Here is a 17655-nt window from a genome sequence, read left to right on the forward strand (position 1 = left end):
CCCGCCCTCGACGCGCGGGGTTGCCAAACCCGCCTTCACGTGGTTTGCCTTTCCCCCGCGGCGGCGCTTCGGCGGCGCCGTCCGACCGGTCCTCCGACGCCTTGCCCTCACGATGACGCGACGCCTTATCCTTCCCGCCATTCTGACGGGGCTGGCCCTGACGGCGCCGGCGCGCGCCGATTTCCGCCTGTGCAACAACACGAATACGCGGGTCAGCGTCGCCATCGCCTATACGGACGGAAGGAACTGGCTTTCCGAGGGCTGGTGGAATCTGCGTCCCGCGGCCTGCGAGACGCTGCTGCGCGGCCCGCTCGCGGCGCAATATTATTATGTCTACGCGATGGACGAGCGCGGCGGGGAATGGAAGGGCAAGGCCTTCATGTGCACGCGCGACCGCGAATTCCGAATCGACGGACGCGAGGACTGCTTCGCGCGGGGCTACGAACGGACGGGGTTTTTCGAGATCGACACCGGGCGCGACGCCAAGAGCTGGACGGTTCAGCTCACGGATCCGAACGCGGCGCCGGCGCAATGACATAGAGCCGCGCTATAGCGGCCGTTGAAGCGCGCGGCGAAAAAGCGGAAGCCGGTTTTTCGCGAGAAGCGCGCGCGATCTAGACGAGGATTTGGGAACGAACATGAGAAGGCTGAGGCGGACCAAGATCATCGCCACGCTCGGACCGGCGACAGTCGACAAGGCGATCATCGCCGGCCTCGTGCGCGCGGGCGCCGACGTGTTCCGCATCAATATGAGCCACACCGATCACGCGGCGCTCGCCAATTATGTGCGCATCATCCGCGAGATCGAGGCGGAGATGGAACGCGCGATCGGCATTCTCTGCGATCTGCAGGGACCGAAGCTGCGCATCGGCGCCTTCGAGGAAGGCTCGATCCATCTGCGCAAGGGCGACGTCTTCGTCTTCGATTCGGACCCGACGCCGGGCGACGTGACCCGCGTGCGCCTGCCGCATCCGGAAATTCTCGCCGCGCTCAAGGTCGGCGACACGATCCTCATCGATGACGGCCGCGTGCGGCTGCATGTGGTTGAGACGACGCCCGAGCGCGCCCATGCGGTGGTCGACGTCGCCGGGCGGCTGTCGAACCGCAAGGGCGTGAGCCTGCCGGACACGGAAATCCCGATCACGTCGATGACCTCCAAGGACCGCGCCGATCTCGACGCGGCGCTGAAGGAGGGCGTCGATTGGGTGGCGATCTCCTTCGTGCAGCGGCCCGAGGACGTGATCGAAGTGAAGCAGATCACCAAAGGCCGCGCTCTGGTGATGGCCAAGATCGAGAAGCCGCAGGCCATCCACCGCCTCGAAGAGGTGATCGAGGTTTCCGACGCGCTGATGGTGGCGCGCGGCGATCTCGGCGTCGAGGTGCCGCTGGAGCGCGTTCCGGGCCTGCAGAAGCGCATCAACCGTTCGGCGCGCCGTCTCGGCAAGCCGGTGGTGATCGCGACGCAGATGCTCGAATCGATGATCCTCTCGCCGCTGCCGACGCGCGCCGAGGTGTCGGACGTGGCGACCGCCGTCTTCGAGGGCGCCGACGCCGTGATGCTTTCGGCGGAGAGCGCCGCCGGCCAATATCCGCAGGACGCCGTGGCGACGATGAGCCGCATCGCGGAGGAGGTCGAGACCGACGCGGTGTTCCGTTCGATCATCAACGCCCAGCGCGGCGAATTGCCGAATCCGACCTCCGCCGACGCCATCGCCGTGGCGGCGCGCGACGTGGCGCAGACGCTGCATTCCAAGGCGATCTGCGCCTGGACCTCTTCTGGCACGACGGCGCTGCGCATTGCGCGCGAGCGTCCGCAATCGCCGATCCTGGCCTTGACGCCAAAGCGCGACACCGCGCGCCGTCTCGCGCTGGTCTGGGGCGTTCACGCGCTGGAGACGCGCGACGCCGTCGATATCGAGGATATGGTGAAGCGCGCCTGCGAATATTCGAAAAGCGAGGGCTTCGGCGATGACGGCGACCGCGTGATCATCGTCGCGGGCATGCCTTTCGGTTCGCCGGGCGCGACGAATATGATCCGCATCGCCCATGTCGGCGAGGCGGCGAGCCTCACGGGCGACGCGCCCTAAAGAAAAGGGGCCGTCGCCGGCCCCCTTTCCCAATTACTGGGAGATCTTGAGATTATCGGCCGAGGAGCGCCCGCTGCGCTTGTCGACGACGATCTCATAGCTGACTTTCTGGCCCTCGGAGAGATGGCTCAGGCCCGCGCGCTCGACGGCGCTGATGTGAACGAAGACGTCGCCGCCGCCGCTATCCGGCTGAATGAAGCCGAAGCCCTTTTGGGCGTTGAACCATTTAACGGCGCCAGTCTGCATGGCGTATCCTTTCAAGACGCGAAGAGACGGCCGCGAGAATGCGGCGTCTTTCAAATCGAAGTTTTGGGAGAAAGTCATCGCCGCGCGTCTTGAGACGAGAGAGCAAGATCGTTCGGCCGAAACTCGACACGCTCAATATGGAGCGTCGCCGCCAATATTGGAAGCGTGGCGGCCCGCTATTTTATCGCGCGCCACTCCATTTGTATCGTGGAGCGGCCGGAAAGGGTGTTTTCGCCACGGCCGACCTGAGCGAAGCCGTTGCGTTCATAGAAGCGGCGCGCGCGAATATTGTCGGCGTTGACGTCGAGGCGCACCACGCCCGGCGACGCCGTGCGGGCGGCCGCCATCAGCGATTCCGCGCAACCGTTTCCCTTATAGGCTTCGCCTACGCAAATCTGGTCCAGCCAGCCCGTTTCCGGGTGGATGACGACAAAGCCCGCAAGCGCGCCGTCGTGAAAAATACAGAGCGTGACGGCGCCGTCCCGCTCCAGCGTCGCGATCTGGTTGATCAGCCAGGGGCGCCGCGCGTCGAAGTCGATCTCGGGATAAGCGGCGCGCCAGGAAGCGACCCAGAGATCGAGCATTTCGGGAAGATCGGCGTCCAAGCGCCGGCGCAGCCGCGCCGCCGGGTCGGGCAGAGGCATAATTTCCCGGCTCGCGCCGCTAAAAGCGTTCACGCCTTCCTCATCACGTCGAGAAGCTGGCGATGGATCGCCTCGTTTCCGCAGCATATCTCGCCCTTGGTCAGCATGTCGCCGCCGCCCGAAAGATCGGTCACGAAACCGCCGGCCTCGCGAACGAGCACGACCCCGGCCGCGACGTCCCAGGAGTTGATGCCGCGCTCCCAATAGCCGTCGAAACGGCCGCAGGCGACATTGGCGAGATCCATGGCGGCGGCGCCCATGCGGCGAATATTGCCGATCTTCGCCATTCCGGCGGAAAGCTCGCGCTTGAACGATTCGTGGTCGCGGGAGCGGGCGAGGGGCGGGATTCCGCAGGCGACCATAGAGTCCGCGAGCGAACGGCGCGCGGCGACGCGCATGCGCCGGTTGTTGAAATAGGCGCCCTGGCCCTTCTCGGCGACGAACATCTCATCGGTCGCCGGATTATAGACAAGGCCGGCGACGAGCTGGCCGTCGCGCTCGAGCGCCACCGAAACGGCGAAGACGGGCACGCCGTGAAGGAAATTCGAGGTGCCGTCCAGCGGGTCGATATGCCAGGTGTGGCTCTTGTCGGACCCTTCGATCGTTCCGCCTTCCTCCAGGACGAAACCATAGCCGGGACGGGCCTTGGAAAGCTCCTCGAACAGCGTCTTCTCCGCCCGCTTGTCGGCGGCGGTGACGAAGTCGCCCGGTCCCTTCACGGAAACCTGGAGGTTTTCGACCTCGCCGAAGTCACGTTTCAGCCCGCGCCCGGCCTTGATCGCGGCGGCGGTCATCACATTCATCAACGCGGAACGAATCATTCGGGGAAGCCTCGGGGAGCAGGGGGGACCGTTCAAATGCCTCCCGCCCGCGAATGCGTCAAGCAGTAACGCGGACTTAGCTGAAGCTTTACCAAATCGTAAGATTTCCCGCTAAATTCTACGAAAGAATTTAACGGAGTCTTCCATGGCCAATATTGACGCCGGGTTCAGAGCCCCGCTCCGCGCGCGCCCTCACGCGATCGTCGACGCTCGCCGGTCAAAGGCCGGGGAAGATCAGCCGGCTCCCTCGCGGCCCGCGCCCCGCCCGAAATTCTGCCGCGTCAACGCCGGTCAACTGATCCGCGCCTTGATCCTCGTCGTCCTGTGTCTCGGCGTCGTCCAACTCTCTCACACGGAGAAAAGCGCGGAGGACGGAAGCGCTGACGCCGCGGCGGCGAGGGGCCTTTAGCCGCCGCGCGGATCCGAAACAAAGCGCCTCATGATCCCGGTTTGAAAAAATTGCGCTTATTAGCGGTATTTTAACAAATCTCGCCCAGCCTTGTCTGGTCCGCCATCCGGACGCGAGTGGCCAATCTCTTCTCCACTCGTCCTTGACGCCTCCCTGTCATGAGCCTTGCGAGCCGCTTTTGCGGCTCTCTTTTTGCCGTTAAGGGCCGGGACCCGATCAGTCTTCGAGCGCATCTGGCGTCTTTGATCCGAACGTCCCTAAAAAACCGTTGCCGACGTTAAGGTTAAAAAACGGCTAAGCGAGCGCGCCCAATTCAATTGCGCTATGGTCTCCGTGTAAAGAGTTCGCCGGCGTCAACCAGACCGGCCAGAGGCGTGAGCGTGGCATGGGGCGTTTAAGTGACAATCGGGGCGAGGCGAGCCAGCCCGTTTCCTTCGTCGAAAAGCTCGCGGGTTCCGAAGCGTTCGGCGTGATGTTCAAAGAGGGCATGGGCCTCGTGGAGGAGGCGGCCGCCTATCTCGACGGGCAGGGTCGCGACGAGGCGAAGGAATTGCCCCGCGCCGAAGCGCTGGCCTATGCGGCCGAGAGCATGCGCCTCACCACCCGGTTGATGCAGATCGCCTCCTGGCTTCTGCTGCAGCGCGCGGTCAATCAGGGGGAGCTCACGCGCAGCCAGGCGGCGAGCGACCGCCACCGCGTCAAGCTGCATCAGCAGGAGCTTGCTTCCGCGCCGGACATCTTCCAGCGTCTGCCCCAGCGCCTGCGCGATCTGGCCCTGCATTCTCTGCGGCTCCAAGCCCGCATCATCCACCTGGATCAACTCATCTACGCCGCGCCGGAAGCGCCCCACGCCCGCACGGCTCCCGCCGCGAGTCCGGTGTTGGATCAGCTCGCAAAGCTGCGCGACGCCTTCGCGCAATAGAGATCGGGCGTCCCGACTTCGAAAAATGCGACGAAGCAATCCGGGGCTGTTTCTCAGGCGTTCTGGATTGCTTCGCCTTCGGCTCGCAATGACGCCGGGAGCATTGTCGCGAGGCGATCGGGCGGCAGCCGTATAAAATATGAGTCCCATTGATCGCTTCGCCGTGCGGCCGTCATTGCGAGGAGTGTAAGCTCCGAAGCAATCCAGAGCCGCAATAGCTGCCCATGGATTGCTTCGCCTTCGGCTCGCAATGACGAGGCGAAGCCCCTCGAAGCATGAAGGGCGTCATCACGGCCTTATCAGCAGTCGCGCGTCGCAAGAAAAAACGCCGGGGCGGGGGCCTCGGCGTTCGTGGCGGTCGCTGGCTCGGGGACGGCCTTACTTCTTTCCGAAGCTCAGTCCGCCGAAGCGCGAATTGAAGCGGGAGAGGCGGCCGCCGCGGTCGAGGAGCTGGGTCGAGCCGCCGGTCCAGGCCGGATGGGTCTTGGGGTCGATGTCGAGATTCATCGTGTCCCCTTCCTTGCCCCAGGTCGAGCGCGTCAGATATTCGGAGCCGTCCGTCATCACGACCTTGATCGTATGATAGTCGGGGTGGATGTCCTTTTTCATCGAACGCGTCCTTCCTGCGATGCTAAACGGCCGCGGCCCCGTTACGCCTTTCGGCGCGGGGCGGCCGGTTCAAGCTGACGATTTGGCAGCGCTCTTAGCGCAATGCGCCCGCTTCGGCAAGCCGTCGGCCGCGTCCCGATTGCGTCCTTGCGCTAAATCTGGCGCTGCAGCGCCCCTTCCGGATTCGTCAATCCCTCATTGATCGCATCCTCGACATAGGAATAGAGCGCAAGGTCGTCGGCCAGCAGGTCGTTGACGATTCCGATCTTGGCCAGATTGGCGGCGAGCGTCTTGACGCTCTGGAAGACGACCGGCTCCTCGTCCCCGAAAATATTCGCGCCCGCCGCGCCGGCGAGCAGATCCTTGAACAGGGGGAAGCGCTCGCGCGTGCCGACCACGTCGAAATCGGCGAGGCTGTCGAGGGCTTTGGAGACGTTGGCGTGCTTTGGGGCCTCGTCCACGTCGCAGCCGAAGACCCTGGTCATCGGGCTCATGAGCTCGCGGCGCTGTTGCTCGCTCGATGCCCGGAAGGCGCTGGTCAGCGCCTTCAAATCATTGAAGGGCAGGTCGCGGGCGAACTCGAGAAGGCTGCGCGCGCCATGCGTATAGGTCGAGAAGGTCGCCGCGTCGCTTTCCCTGACCAGGAAGTTGAAGAAATACAGCCGCTCGGCCAGCTCCTCATGCGGCTCGCGCAGCAGGGCGACGCGCAGATAGCCCTTCTCTTTGAGAAGGTCGTTATAACGCATCAGCACCGAGCGGCCGGAGATGAAGATCGACTGGTTCATTGGATTGGCGATGATGGCGATGGTGGTCTCGAGCCCATTGCGCTCCGAGTTGAAGTAGTTGAGGGAGAAGCGGTTCTTGATTTCGCTGAGAATGCGCCGCTGTGGGATGATCGAGCAGTCGAACAGGAAGATCTTGCGCGGAACGTCGAGATTCGCCTGGAAGCGGCGATAGATCGGAAGGCGCGTCTCCGCCTCCATGATCTCGATGTCCATGATCTGGGGCAGGTCGGGAACGATCTCCGTCGAAATGACGAAGCCGCATTCGCCGGTGGCGTGAAGCCCGAGATCCCGAATGCCCTCGCGCAGCACATTGGCGCGGATCTCGATCTCGTCGCGGCCGGGAATCGACACGACGAAATGCGGCACGCTCGACGGATTGTCAGGCGCGAGCCAGCCGGAAATCGTGTCGCCGCTGTCAATATCGATGATGAAATGCATCCGTGCCGGGGGTCTTGCGGGAGAGGAGATTCTCTTCGTGCAGTTCGATCAAGGCTGGCCTGAGGACACGAGTTGCGACAGCCGCGAGATCCGCAGAGGATGGCGCCCTTAGTACCTGATAAGCCCTTGCGACTCAAGGCTGGCGCCGCGCGGCGATGAGAGGTAAAGCGATTCGCGCCGATCAAGGGCTGGCGATCGGGCGCATGAGGCCGACGGCCCTAACGAAAGCGCGCTCCGATCGCCCCGCCGGGAGAGACCTCGCTTGCACATCATGATTCTCGGCGGCTCGAATTCCGGCCCCAAAAACGGCTGGGCGGCCATGCTGGAAGAGATCGCCCCGGAGCACCGGATCGACAACCGGTTCCTGGGCGCCGTCGGCTCGCTCTTCGGCCTCCTGCGGCTTCTCAAGCTGCGCCAGGAGAAGGGCGAGAAGCCCGACGTCGTCGTCTTCGAATATGCGCTGAACGATTCCCTCTGGCTGCTCGGCGGCAACATCACGCTGAAGCTCGTCGAGGACACGCTGCACGACGTCCTCACGCTCTGCGCGCGCGAGGGCGTCCGGCTCCTGTTTCTGTGCCTCTGCCTGCGGCCGCCGGAGGCGGAGGGCGAGGCCGAGCTGTCGCAGATCATGGATCGTCTCTACCGGAACGCGGCGCTCGCCCGAGGGGCGGCGGATTGCCTGCTGCAGGCCGACATTCTCGGCAAGATCGCGCAGAGCCAGTATGTCGATTCGGCGCATATCGGCCCCGAGCCCTCGATGGCGGTGGCGCAAGCCGTGGCCGCGCGCCTGCGCGAGCCGATTCCGGTCCCCGGCGGCGCCCGGCGCGCGCTGAGCTTCGACTATCTCGACGCGAGGCGGGGGCGCATCCTGGGCGAGGGCGCGCGCGTCACGATCAGGTCGAGCGTGTTCGAGGGACCCTATGTCGAACTCCGCCGCGGCGCGCGATGCGATTTCGACGCCGACGGCCGGATGACGGCCTTGCTGCTGCGCTCGACGGAACGCAGCGGCAGCTACGTCATAAAGGCGGGCGGCCGGGCGATCCGCAAGAACGCCCAGTCCCTGGCGCGCGAGAATGTCCCCAATCTCGTGGCTCTTCACTATGTGACGACGGAACTGCCGCCGGCGCCGCGCATATCGATCGAGATGACCGGGAACGAAGAAGCTCTGATGGCCCGGCCTTACGACCTGACCCTGATGGACGGGCCGCCGCATGTCCCCTTCGGCGACCAGACTCTGGAGATCGCCGGGATCATGGTCTACCGTCGGCGCAACTGGCTCGACAAGGCGATTGAGCGCTTCGCCGCTCGCTGACGGCGGCGGCCCCGCCCGCCGGCGCTTTGCCGCAATCAGGCGGCGAGCATGCGCTGAACCTCGCTCACGAGGTCGCGCAGATGAAAGGGCTTGGAGAGAATCTTGGCCTGGCGCGGGGCCTGGTTGTCGGGATTCAGGGCCACGGCGGCGAAGCCGGTGATGAACATCACCTTGATGTCGGGATCGAGCTCGGTGGCGCGGCGCGCCAGCTCGATTCCGTCCATCTCCGGCATGACGATGTCGGTCAGCAGAAGCTCGAAGGGCTCGACGCGGAGCTGGTCATAGGCGGAAAGGCCGTTGTCGAAGGAGGTCACGGAAAAACCGGCCTGCTGCAAGGCTTTGACCAGAAAGCGACGCATGTCGTTGTCATCTTCCGCAAGCAGGATCTTGGCCGTCATCCTCTCATTCATCGCAGTCCTCGCGCGTTTTTTCCCATACAGCCTCAGCTTCGTAAATATCAGGTGAAACTCGGGCCGCGTCACGTTAACTTAGGCGGCTACATATCTGAATTTCGTGGAGCATGACCAGCCGGGGGACGCTCGCCAATGTTATGATGGGCGTCCGCGGCGCGAGGCCAAGGCGGGACGATCTTATGACGGACTTGGAATCAGCACAGGGCGAAGGGGGCGCGGCGGAGGGGCCGTATGAGCCCGAGTTCTCGCCGGCCTTCGAGATTCTCGAGCCGCAGGAGCTGCTGTCGCCGCTGGTTTTCTCCTCCCCGCATTCCGGGCGCATCTATCCGGCGCGTTTCCTCGCATCCGCCCGGCTCGACGCCGCCTCGCTTCGCCGCTCGGAGGACGCCTATGTCGACGAGCTTTTCGCCGCGTCGCGGGCCGTGGGAGCGCCGATGCTGCGCGCGCTCTTTCCGCGCGCCTATCTCGACCTCAATCGCGAGCCCTATGAGCTCGATCCGAAGCTCATAGACGGCCCGCTGCCGTCCTTCGCCAATACGAGGTCGCTGCGCGTCGCGGCGGGCCTCGGCACCATCCCCCGCGTCGTCGCCGACGCCCGCGAAATCTATGCCGGCCGGATCGCGGTGGGCGAGGCGCTGCGCCGGATCGAGGCCCTCTACAAGCCCTATCACGCCGCGTTGCGCGAGCTGATGGCGCGCGCGCAACGGCGCTTCGGCGTCGCCGTGCTGGTCGATTGCCATTCCATGCCCTCGACCAGCGCGCGCGAGCCGGCGCCGGCGGCCAAAGGCGAAAAGAAGCGGATCGATTTCGTCATCGGCGACCGCTATGGGGCGAGCGCGTCGCCCGGCGTCGTCGACGGCGTCGAGGAGCGGCTGCGCGCGCGCGGCTATTTCGTGCAACGCAACCGACCCTATGCGGGCGGCTTCATCACCGAGCATTTCGGCCGTCCCCTGGCCGGATGGCACGCCTTGCAGATCGAGGTCTCGCGCGGCCTTTATATGGACGAGGCGACGCTGGAGAAGAATGCGCGCTTTGCGTCGGTCGTCGCCGATCTCTCGGGCGTGGTCGCCGGCCTCGCGCAGGATGTCGAGCAGGACGAGTCGCTTGGCGGCCCGCGCCGGATAGCCGCCGAATAAGTCTCTTGTTGCGGCGATTTCTCGTCGCCCGCATCGTCCGCGCGCGCACAAGGCGCCACATTCCCGCGTCGCTGGAGAGGCAATGACCGTCGTCGATTTCGAACGCTTCGTTGAGGAACTCGCCGACGTTTCGGGCGAGGCGATCATGCCGTTCTTCCGCACCGCCATCGCCGCCGACGACAAGGCGCATGGCGGGGCCTTCGATCCGGTGACGGAGGCCGACCGCGCCGCCGAGCTCGCCATGCGCCGGCTGATCGGGCGCACCTTTCCGAGCCATGGGATCATCGGCGAGGAGTTCGGGGAGAAGGCCGCCGAGGCCGAATATGTCTGGGTGCTCGATCCGATCGACGGCACCAAGAGCTTCATCTCCGGCTTTCCGACCTGGGGCACGCTGATCGGCCTCCAGCATCGCGGCCGGCCCTGCTACGGGCTGATGCATCAGCCTTTCACGCGCGAGCGCTTCCATGGCGACGGCGAGGCCGCCTATTGGCGCGGCCCCTCGCGCCATGGCAGGGCGCCGGAGGAGCGGCGCAAGCTCGTCGCGCGGCCGTGCCCGAAGCTCGCGCAGGCGACGCTGATGACGACCTCGCCCTTGCTGATCGAGCCCGCGCTGCGCGAGCGCTTCCACCGCGTCGAGGCGGAGGTGCGTCTGTCGCGCTATGGCGGCGACTGCTACGCCTATTGCGCGCTGGCCGCCGGCCATGTCGATCTCGTCATCGAGGCGGGCCTCAACGCCTATGACATCGTCGCCCTGATCCCGATCGTCGAAGGGGCGGGCGGCGTGGTGACGACCTGGGACGGCGGCGATCCGTCGCGAGGCGGCGCCATCGTCGCGTCGGGGGACCCGGCCTTGCACGAGGCGGCGGTGCGGTTGCTGGGGGGGGTAGGCGACGCGGCGAAATAAGCGCGCCAATGGCGGCGTCATTGCCCTCTCCCCGCTTGCGGGGAGAGGGCGGGGCGAGGGGCGGGGGATCGCCGCGAACCTATCGATAGCGCCAGCAAATTCCTGGCGTTCACGAGAGATCGGCGCCGCTGCCTCGCCCTTCACCCCAACCCTCTCCCCGCTTGCGGGGAGAGGGCGCGCGCGCTCGATCGATTCGGTTATTTCGCCGCGGCGCCTTACGAAGATTAACTGGCGCCCGTCCCCGGAATAAAAGCGTCGAAGGCCCGCCAGAACTGCTCGCGCAGCTCGTCGCGCTCCATCAGGATTTCGTGCTTCGCGCCCGCGATCGGCACGAGCGCGCCATTGTTGAGGTTTTGCACGAAGCGCTCGATGGCCGGGTTCGACACCACATTTTCGAGGCCCGCCGAAAAAGCCAGGATCGGCGTGCGGATCTGCCGCGCATATTCCGGCGCCTCGAAGCGGCTCATTTGCCGGAAGGCGGCGTTGACCCAGCCGATCGTCGGGTCGCCGATGACGAGGCTCGGCGCCGCCCGGACGATGCCGGCGTTGCGGGCGAAGCGGACGGGATCGGTCGTGAGCTTGTTTCCCTCGAATGGCAATTCGAGATAATTGCGCCCGCCGCCGAAGGGGATGAACTGGCCGCCGAGGCCGAGCATGTCGAGCGAATCCGCGAGCCAGCGCGCGCCGCGCGGAAACGCCAAATTTGCGAGGTCGATCATCGGCGCGATGAGGACCATGCGCTCGAAGGGCGGGCGGCCCGAATGCGCCATGTCCAGCATGATGGCGCCGCCCATCGAATGCGCGAGCGCGAACCAAGGCTGCGGGCGCGGGCTCAGCGCCTGCGCGACGAAGACCTCTAGATCGCGCTGATACTGCGAGAAATCGTCGACATGGCCCTTGCGCGGATCGTCCAATTCGCGCTCCGAGCCGGCCTGGCCGCGCCAGTCGAGCGCGACCACGTCGAAGCCGCGCCTGCGCAAATCCTCGATCGTCTCGAAATATTTCTCGATGAATTCGTTATGGCCCTGAAACAGCGCGATCGTCCCGCGCGCGGCTCCATCGGCCAGGAAGGACGCGGCGCGCAGCCGCCTCCCGTCATAGCTGCGCAACTGATGGACGACGGCGCCGTCGGGAATGGGATTGTCTGGCGTCGCGACCAGTTCGAGCATGTCTTCTCCGTGGCGCTAGCGCGGCCGAATCTCTCGGGCGACATAGTGCATTTTGGCGCCGCTGTCGAAAAGCGAGACGCCCTCCCCGTAAAGGCGAGGGTTCGCTCATGCCCGGCTTCAGCCGGGCGTCAGCTTCCACAGAAAGCCGCAAGCCGGTCCGGCTCGGCGAAATTCATCCTGCCGCTGACAATGGCCTCGACCGCGCCGGAAGCGTTGAGGAAATAGTGGGTGGGCGTCACCACGCCGCCTTCCTTCGTCAGGCCGTAAAAGGCGCGCGCGGCCTTGGCTTTCGCGACATCGGCCTTCGCCGTGTCGGCGATGCGGTAGAATTTCCAGGGCAGGCCGAAGGTCTTGAACTTGGCGAGGTCCTTTGGAAAATCCTTCGGCATGGCGGAGACGAAGACGACGTTCCAGCGCTGCGGACAGGCCTTGGCGAGCGCCTTGTAGCCAGGCGCTTCCGCAAGACAATTGGGACACCAATGCGCCCAGATGGACACGAGCGTCGGCTTGCCGTTGGCGAGCGTCGCGCGAAGGTCGAAAGCGGCGCCTTTCTCGTCGACGAGATCGATCGCGCGCAGCGAATCCTTCATTTCCTGCTCGGTCACGGCGCGCTCGACCTGCATGCCGAGAATTTCAGCGTGGGCGAAAGCGGGGGAGAAGAAAAGCAGGAAAAAGAGAGCGAAACGGCGAGTCATTTGCGGCTTCCTTAAAAGGAGAAGGGCGACGCATCCGCGCCGCCCTTCTCTATCCGATCAGAACTTCACCGTCACGCCGGCCACGAAATTGCGGCCGATGCCCGGCACGGGGCCGTAATTGAGCGGGTTGTTCGTGACCTTGGCCAGCGTGAAATAATGTCCGCCGAGCGGCGGATAGTATTTCTGGTCGAAGACGTTTTCGAGCGCCAGGTCGAAGCGGACATTGCCCCATTCATAGGCGGTGCGCAGATTGAGCAGCCCGTAGCCGCCGGTCTTCAGCTCGTTGCGCGCCACGGAGACATGCGTCTTGCTGTCGACCAGTTGCAGCTCGACGGCGCTTGTCCAGCTTCCGTAACGATGCTCGATCGCCCCGCGCGCCGTGAGCGGCATGATGTGATAGAGGCCGTCGCCCGTTCTGGCGTTTCTTGCGAGCAGATAGCAGTTGAAGCCGGAGAGGCCGCAAGGCGCGTAGTCCGGCATCTCGAAGTCGCGGCCGAAGACGTAGCTCGCGCTGCCCGTCGCGAAGAACTGGCCATATTGCGGCGTTTCCCAGAGCTTCACGCGGCCGGAGACGTCGAATCCGTAAATCTGGGCCTTGTGATTGCGGAACTGCAGCACCGGGAAGACGAGGCCCGCGGGCCCGGTAATGTTGCTCACACGCTCGGCGTTGATGAAGTTTTCGATATAAGTGTAATAGGGATTGGCCCGCGCCTCCCAATTGCCGCGCGGGTCCTTCCACTCGGCGGTGAAGCCGACCGTATGCGCGACTTCGGGCTTCAGATCGAGATTGCCGATATATCCGTTGAGGTCGCCGAACCAATTGTTCATGGCGCTGGCCATCATGCCGACGCCCCAGGCGTAGCGCTCATAGAGGTTGGGCGACCGCGTCTTGCGCGAATAGCCGAATTCGTAGACGCTCGCCTCGTCATGCCGGTAGCGGGCCTTCGCCACCATGTCGAAATTGACGTCGGTGCGGGAGCGGTTGCGATTGTCGAAGATGGCGGCGGCAAGCGCGTCCGGATTGTTCATGAACATGGGCATGCCCATCATCATGCCCATGGGAATGCGGACGCGCGGATCGTAAGGCGTGACGGCGCCCGTATCCATCCAGACGACGTCGTTGCGCACGCCGAGCAGCGTGGACCATTTCGGCGACCAATCGCCTTCCCACTCCGCGTAATGGCCCACGCGATTGCGGTCGCCATTGTTGATGTTCCAGAAGGTGAACGGTCCCATCATCATCGAGTTGGAGATGGGCTCCCACCAGTCCTTCAGCCGGAAGCCGTGATATTCGCTCCCCAGGCGCAGCAGGTCATGGCCCGAAAGCTGCGTGAAGGGGATTTCGGTCTTGATCGAATAGCCGAAATCGTGGCCGATCGTGTTCATCGGCATGTTCGATGGCTGCTTGTCCTGCAGGAAGCCCATCGTATGGGTGACGTGATGCCAGAAGGCGCGCGCGTCGACCGAGCCCCAGTCATACGCGCCCTGATATTTTCCCTCGATCGTGTAGCCGCGATTGCCCGTCATATCCATGCGGACATTGGGATAGGCCTGATAGGGGATATGCTCGACCGCGCCGCGGATCGAGAAGAGGTGGCCGTCATTCTGGTACGCCGCGGTGAGCGAGTGCTGCTCCGAGATGAAATTGGTCGAGAGCACCTTCTGGCCGCCGCCCGCATGATAGTCCGTCGCGCGCGACCAGGCGCCGTTATAGAGCACGCTCCAATGCTCGGTCGCGACATTGGCCGTGCCGGAGACCGTGATCCCGTTATTGTTGGTGCGGAAGAAGGCCGAGATCGCGCCCGTGGCGAGGACCTGGTTCTTGTCGCCGAAGCGTATCCCGGAGCCGTTGAAGGGCAGGAAGGGCGGATAGGGCGAGCCGAGCAGGAAGGGGCCTGCGGGCTCGGCGACCGCGGGCGCCGCGCCGGCCTTCGGCGCGAAGGCCGGCTGGCGCGGCGTGACGAGGATGGAGCCGCCGATGGAGTCGCCGCCCTTGCTCACCGGCATGACGCCGGAAAGGACCTCGATATTCTGGACATTGTTCGGGTCGATATAGGAGAGCGGCGGATTCATATGGTTGGAGCAGGCCGAGGTGGCCTCGACGCCGCCGACCAGGATCTTCAGCCGGTCGTCCGCCATGCCGTGGATCGCGGGCAGGCGCGACACGCCGCCGTTTTCGTACCAGCTCACGCCGGGCGCGTTTTGAAGGAGCTTGACGGCGTCGGCCGCCTCCGGCCGCTGGTCGGCGATCTGGCGCTGATCGATGATCGTCGCGTCGTCGGCCTGCGCAGGCTGTGCGGCGACCGGCGCGGCCGCAGGGCGCGCCGCCGGGGTTGCGGCGCCGCGCCGCGCGGCGCCGATATTGATCTGCGGCAAGGGCGTTTGCGCGTGAGCATAGCCGAGTAAAACAAGGGCGATCGCGCCGGCGGAAGCGCCGCGCGTCAAGACATGACGAGACATGGACAATATTCTCCCATCCGCCGAAAGACGGCGGTTAGATCGTGACGAGTTGGAACGTTCAGTCGATCAGGAGAGGGATGGCGGCGCGCGCGCCGGATGCGCCGCGCGCCAGCGGGCGAGAAGCGCGGTAAAGCTTCGGGAGCAGGAAACGGCGATCCGGCTCGCGACGATCGGAACGACGTGGAAGCCGAGGCGCGTGTCGTCGAAAGACGAGAAGACGCAAGCGAGACAAGCCTCGCATTCATGCGTCGCACGGGTCGACGGCGCGCGGGAGTCGCCGCTGGACGATGAGGCGCCCGACCTTTCGCATTTCTGGCCGAAGGCGCCGTGGCCGGCGCGCGCGCCTTGCGCGGGCAAAGCGGCGCTCTGCGCGACGAAGAATACGGCCATCGCCAGCGCAAGGGCGCTCCGCGCCAGGCCGGCGAGTCCGACGCGCGCCTTTGCGCGCAAAATATGGCCCCCTCGAATCCGCATGCGCCAAGCTAGCCGGTGAGAGCGCCGTTCAGCATGCGACAAAGTCTCCGAAACCAATGATTTGGCGCGAGTGTGGCTTTTGAGCCACTTGAATTGACTTTAAGCAAGCTTTGCTGCAAGCGACCCTCTTGAACTCCTCCCAACGGCTTCCCAAATCGGGATTAGCGCGGGCCACGCTGGACGCGCGGAAAGGCGCGGCGCGTTACGCAGCGCGCCGCATGTCGCTTCATACGGAGGATATGTCATGCGTCACTTCGATCTTTCGCCCCTCTATCGTCAGACCGTGGGCTTCGATCGTCTCTTCAACCTCCTCGACCAGGCGAGCGGCGTCGACGGCGCCTCGACCTATCCGCCCTACAATATCGAGCGGACGGGCGAGAACGCCTATCGCGTCACGCTGGCCGTCGCGGGCTTCTCGCGCGAGGAGCTGACCATCGAGACGAAGGAGAACGCGCTTTCCATCAAGGGCTCCAAGGAGCAGGCCCAGCCGGCTGAAGGCCGCGAGATGCTGCACCAAGGCATCGCCGCCCGCGCCTTCGAGCGCCGCTTCCAGCTCGCCGACCATGTCGTCGTGACGGGCGCGAGCCTCGTGAACGGCCTGCTGCATGTCGATCTCGTCCGCGAGATCCCGGAGGCCCAGAAGCCCCGCCGCATCGAGATCGGCGGCGGCGCATCGACCCCGAAGGTCGTGGAATCCAAGGCCGCCTAAGGCTTTTCCAAGGTCTGAAAATGAAGGAGGCGCCCGTTCGGGCGCCTCTTTTTGTTCCTCACGCTTATTGCTCTTTCGGCATGGCGACGCTTTGCGGCGTCCTCGCGCCTGGAGTCGAATGCGTCGTCGCGGTCGCGGGCGTCGAGGGCGTGACGACCGTCACGCCTTCCGCCGCCCTGGGCGGCACGATGGCGCGATGCGACGGGCTGGTCGAGCGCGCGGCCGTCGCGCGCGGGGCAGGGGCCTTGGCGGCCGGCGCGGGCGATTTGGCGATCTCCGTGACGGGCGCGGCGGCCGGCTTGGCGGGCGGCTCGACCCTGGCTTCGACGGGCCTTTTCGGCTCCGCCGGCTTCGCGGGCGCCTTTACGGCCTCGACCGGCTTAGCCGGTTCGGCCGGCTTCGCGACAAGAGGCTTGGCCGGCTCTTGCGATTTGGCCGGCTCTTGCGGCTTGGCGGCCACGACGGGCTTCGGCGCCTCGGCCGGCTTCGGCGCTTGCGCGGCCTTTGGCTGTTCCGCCGGCTTCGTCGTCTCCGCCGGCCTCGGCGGCTCGACGGGCTTCGAGATTTCGGCGGGCTTCGCCCATTCGATGGGCTTTGGCGGCTCGGCCGGCTTCGCCGTCTCGACCGGCTTCGCGCCGGCCGGCTTTGGCCCCGCCTTGGGGGCGGGCGCGGCGATCGGCGCTGAAGGCGATTGCGGGCCGGGCGCGGGCGCGTCCGATCGCGGCGACGGGCGGGCGGCCTCCCGGCGGACCGGGCGCGGCGAATCGATGGCGGGCGTCTCGGGGGCCGGCCGGGCGAGGCGGCGGATGCGGTCATTGTCGCGCGCTTCCTCGGGAGGCGCGCGGTCGCGGCCGATCTCCTTCACCACGGGATGCGAGCCGCCGAGCTGCGGCACGAAGCCGTCGTCGCGGCGCGCCGGCCGGTCGTCCGGCGGCGGCCCGCCGAGGCTAACGGCGTGGAGGATCACCCCTTCGAAGGGATCGATGATGAAGCGCGTCTCGCCGTCGCGGCGGCTCACGCCGGTCGCGACGATCTGGTCGCCGCGGCGTCCGAGCGGGCCGACGAGCTGGAACCCTTCCCGCGCCAGAATGCGCGCGACGGCGCGTCGCGAGGCGAAACGGGGGCCGTCGAAATCGTCGTCGTCGTCCGGCGGCGGCTCGTAACGATAGCTATAGGCGAAGGGCCGGAAGTAGAATTGCGCCATCGCCGCCTCGCCCGCAACGCAGGCGAGCGCCAGTCCCAGCGCCAGCGGGGTCCGCAATTTCCGCCATGCAGAAGACATGATCGATTATCCTTAAGCCGTGGCCCCAATCACTTTACCATCTTCATGCCGATTGCGGCGAGCGTTGGACGGAGCGATGGCGGGGCGATCGGACGAAGCTTCCTCGCAATCCTGGGGCGCGCGCTTTGAGAGAGCTCCTG

18 protein-coding genes are annotated in these 17655 nt (G+C 65.5%); 7 read left to right on the plus strand and 11 right to left on the minus strand.

Annotation, left to right across the window (positions count from 1 at the left end; genetic code table 11):
* The first annotated feature begins 112 nt into the window (after positions 1-112).
* Positions 113-535, plus strand: a complete 423-nt coding sequence (locus tag ACV7JP_RS15155) for a DUF1036 domain-containing protein (protein WP_457796492.1) — start codon at positions 113-115, stop codon at positions 533-535.
* Between the two features lie 103 nt (positions 536-638).
* Positions 639-2087 (plus strand): pyruvate kinase, encoded by a 1449-nt coding sequence (gene pyk, locus ACV7JP_RS15160; protein WP_457796493.1) that lies wholly within the window; start codon positions 639-641, stop codon positions 2085-2087.
* Positions 2088-2120: 33 nt separating this feature from the next.
* Here the strand turns inward: pyk and ACV7JP_RS15165 are convergent, their stop codons facing one another.
* From ACV7JP_RS15165 to ACV7JP_RS15175, 3 genes are all read right to left on the minus strand, one after another.
* Complete coding sequence (locus ACV7JP_RS15165) at positions 2121-2333, minus strand: cold-shock protein (RefSeq protein ID WP_457796494.1); 213 nt, start codon at positions 2331-2333, stop codon at positions 2121-2123.
* Between the two features lie 176 nt (positions 2334-2509).
* Positions 2510-2977: a GNAT family N-acetyltransferase gene (locus tag ACV7JP_RS15170; protein WP_457796495.1), complete on the minus strand. Its 468-nt coding sequence runs from the start codon at positions 2975-2977 to the stop codon at positions 2510-2512.
* Positions 2978-3006: 29 nt separating this feature from the next.
* Complete coding sequence (locus tag ACV7JP_RS15175) at positions 3007-3798, minus strand: inositol monophosphatase family protein (protein ID WP_457796496.1); 792 nt, start codon at positions 3796-3798, stop codon at positions 3007-3009.
* A gap of 794 nt (positions 3799-4592) precedes the next feature.
* On the opposite strand from ACV7JP_RS15175, the gene rcdA reads away from it, so the two are divergent.
* Complete coding sequence (rcdA, locus tag ACV7JP_RS15180; RefSeq protein ID WP_457796497.1) at positions 4593-5129, plus strand: protease adaptor protein RcdA; 537 nt, start codon at positions 4593-4595, stop codon at positions 5127-5129.
* Positions 5130-5507: 378 nt separating this feature from the next.
* On the opposite strand, the gene rpmE is transcribed toward rcdA, so the two are convergent.
* Positions 5508-5738: a 50S ribosomal protein L31 gene (gene rpmE / locus ACV7JP_RS15185; protein ID WP_363348127.1), complete on the minus strand. Its 231-nt coding sequence runs from the start codon at positions 5736-5738 to the stop codon at positions 5508-5510.
* 152 nt (positions 5739-5890) lie between these two features.
* On the minus strand, positions 5891-6961 hold the full coding sequence (locus ACV7JP_RS15190; RefSeq protein WP_457796498.1) for a hypothetical protein: 1071 nt from the start codon (positions 6959-6961) through the stop codon (positions 5891-5893).
* A gap of 262 nt (positions 6962-7223) precedes the next feature.
* On the opposite strand from ACV7JP_RS15190, the gene ACV7JP_RS15195 reads away from it, so the two are divergent.
* Positions 7224-8273, plus strand: a complete 1050-nt coding sequence (locus tag ACV7JP_RS15195) for a hypothetical protein (protein WP_457796499.1) — start codon at positions 7224-7226, stop codon at positions 8271-8273.
* A gap of 35 nt (positions 8274-8308) precedes the next feature.
* Here ACV7JP_RS15195 and cpdR read toward each other — a convergent pair whose 3' ends face one another.
* Positions 8309-8671 carry a cell cycle two-component system response regulator CpdR gene (cpdR, locus tag ACV7JP_RS15200; protein WP_341108785.1) on the minus strand — a complete coding sequence of 121 codons (363 nt, stop codon included), beginning with the start codon at positions 8669-8671 and terminating at the stop codon, positions 8309-8311.
* A gap of 194 nt (positions 8672-8865) precedes the next feature.
* Here cpdR and ACV7JP_RS15205 point away from each other — a divergent pair, with 194 nt between their 5' ends.
* Both ACV7JP_RS15205 and hisN read left to right on the plus strand, forming a co-directional pair.
* On the plus strand, positions 8866-9822 hold the full coding sequence (locus ACV7JP_RS15205; protein ID WP_457796500.1) for an N-formylglutamate amidohydrolase: 957 nt from the start codon (positions 8866-8868) through the stop codon (positions 9820-9822).
* Between the two features lie 82 nt (positions 9823-9904).
* Positions 9905-10726: a histidinol-phosphatase gene (gene hisN / locus ACV7JP_RS15210; protein WP_457796501.1), complete on the plus strand. Its 822-nt coding sequence runs from the start codon at positions 9905-9907 to the stop codon at positions 10724-10726.
* 224 nt (positions 10727-10950) lie between these two features.
* On the opposite strand, the gene ACV7JP_RS15215 is transcribed toward hisN, so the two are convergent.
* The 4 genes from ACV7JP_RS15215 to ACV7JP_RS15230 form a co-directional block, all read right to left on the minus strand.
* On the minus strand, positions 10951-11895 hold the full coding sequence (locus ACV7JP_RS15215) for an alpha/beta fold hydrolase (RefSeq protein ID WP_457796502.1): 945 nt from the start codon (positions 11893-11895) through the stop codon (positions 10951-10953).
* 128 nt (positions 11896-12023) lie between these two features.
* Positions 12024-12590, minus strand: a complete 567-nt coding sequence (locus ACV7JP_RS15220) for a TlpA family protein disulfide reductase (RefSeq protein WP_457796503.1) — start codon at positions 12588-12590, stop codon at positions 12024-12026.
* A 57-nt stretch (positions 12591-12647) separates the two neighbouring features.
* Entirely contained in the window at positions 12648-15050 is a 2403-nt protein-coding gene (locus tag ACV7JP_RS15225; protein WP_457796504.1) for a TonB-dependent receptor, read from the minus strand.
* Between the two features lie 66 nt (positions 15051-15116).
* Positions 15117-15524: a hypothetical protein gene (locus ACV7JP_RS15230; RefSeq protein ID WP_457796505.1), complete on the minus strand. Its 408-nt coding sequence runs from the start codon at positions 15522-15524 to the stop codon at positions 15117-15119.
* A gap of 244 nt (positions 15525-15768) precedes the next feature.
* Between ACV7JP_RS15230 and ACV7JP_RS15235 the strand changes: the two genes are divergently transcribed.
* Complete coding sequence (locus tag ACV7JP_RS15235; protein WP_457796506.1) at positions 15769-16233, plus strand: Hsp20 family protein; 465 nt, start codon at positions 15769-15771, stop codon at positions 16231-16233.
* 64 nt (positions 16234-16297) lie between these two features.
* Here ACV7JP_RS15235 and ACV7JP_RS15240 read toward each other — a convergent pair whose 3' ends face one another.
* Complete coding sequence (locus ACV7JP_RS15240; RefSeq protein ID WP_457796507.1) at positions 16298-17515, minus strand: hypothetical protein; 1218 nt, start codon at positions 17513-17515, stop codon at positions 16298-16300.
* Positions 17516-17655: the final 140 nt, after the last annotated feature.

The organism is Methylocystis sp. S23, assembly GCF_054106005.1.

Excerpts from the sequence above, each read along its gene's own strand:
- ACV7JP_RS15155 (WP_457796492.1), top strand. The coding sequence starts at position 113 with ATGACGCGACGCCTTATCCTTCCCGCCATTCTGACGGGGCTGGCCCTG.
- pyk (WP_457796493.1), top strand. The coding sequence starts at position 639 with ATGAGAAGGCTGAGGCGGACCAAGATCATCGCCACGCTCGGACCGGCG.
- ACV7JP_RS15165 (WP_457796494.1), bottom strand. The coding sequence starts at position 2,333 with ATGCAGACTGGCGCCGTTAAATGGTTCAACGCCCAAAAGGGCTTCGGC.
- ACV7JP_RS15170 (WP_457796495.1), bottom strand. The coding sequence starts at position 2,977 with ATGCCTCTGCCCGACCCGGCGGCGCGGCTGCGCCGGCGCTTGGACGCC.
- ACV7JP_RS15175 (WP_457796496.1), bottom strand. The coding sequence starts at position 3,798 with ATGATTCGTTCCGCGTTGATGAATGTGATGACCGCCGCCGCGATCAAG.
- rcdA (WP_457796497.1), top strand. The coding sequence starts at position 4,593 with ATGGGGCGTTTAAGTGACAATCGGGGCGAGGCGAGCCAGCCCGTTTCC.
- rpmE (WP_363348127.1), bottom strand. The coding sequence starts at position 5,738 with ATGAAAAAGGACATCCACCCCGACTATCATACGATCAAGGTCGTGATG.
- ACV7JP_RS15190 (WP_457796498.1), bottom strand. The coding sequence starts at position 6,961 with ATGCATTTCATCATCGATATTGACAGCGGCGACACGATTTCCGGCTGG.
- cpdR (WP_341108785.1), bottom strand. The coding sequence starts at position 8,671 with ATGACGGCCAAGATCCTGCTTGCGGAAGATGACAACGACATGCGTCGC.
- ACV7JP_RS15205 (WP_457796500.1), top strand. The coding sequence starts at position 8,866 with ATGACGGACTTGGAATCAGCACAGGGCGAAGGGGGCGCGGCGGAGGGG.
- hisN (WP_457796501.1), top strand. The coding sequence starts at position 9,905 with ATGACCGTCGTCGATTTCGAACGCTTCGTTGAGGAACTCGCCGACGTT.
- ACV7JP_RS15215 (WP_457796502.1), bottom strand. The coding sequence starts at position 11,895 with ATGCTCGAACTGGTCGCGACGCCAGACAATCCCATTCCCGACGGCGCC.
- ACV7JP_RS15220 (WP_457796503.1), bottom strand. The coding sequence starts at position 12,590 with ATGACTCGCCGTTTCGCTCTCTTTTTCCTGCTTTTCTTCTCCCCCGCT.
- ACV7JP_RS15225 (WP_457796504.1), bottom strand. The coding sequence starts at position 15,050 with ATGTCTCGTCATGTCTTGACGCGCGGCGCTTCCGCCGGCGCGATCGCC.
- ACV7JP_RS15230 (WP_457796505.1), bottom strand. The coding sequence starts at position 15,524 with ATGCGGATTCGAGGGGGCCATATTTTGCGCGCAAAGGCGCGCGTCGGA.
- ACV7JP_RS15235 (WP_457796506.1), top strand. The coding sequence starts at position 15,769 with ATGCGTCACTTCGATCTTTCGCCCCTCTATCGTCAGACCGTGGGCTTC.
- ACV7JP_RS15240 (WP_457796507.1), bottom strand. The coding sequence starts at position 17,515 with ATGTCTTCTGCATGGCGGAAATTGCGGACCCCGCTGGCGCTGGGACTG.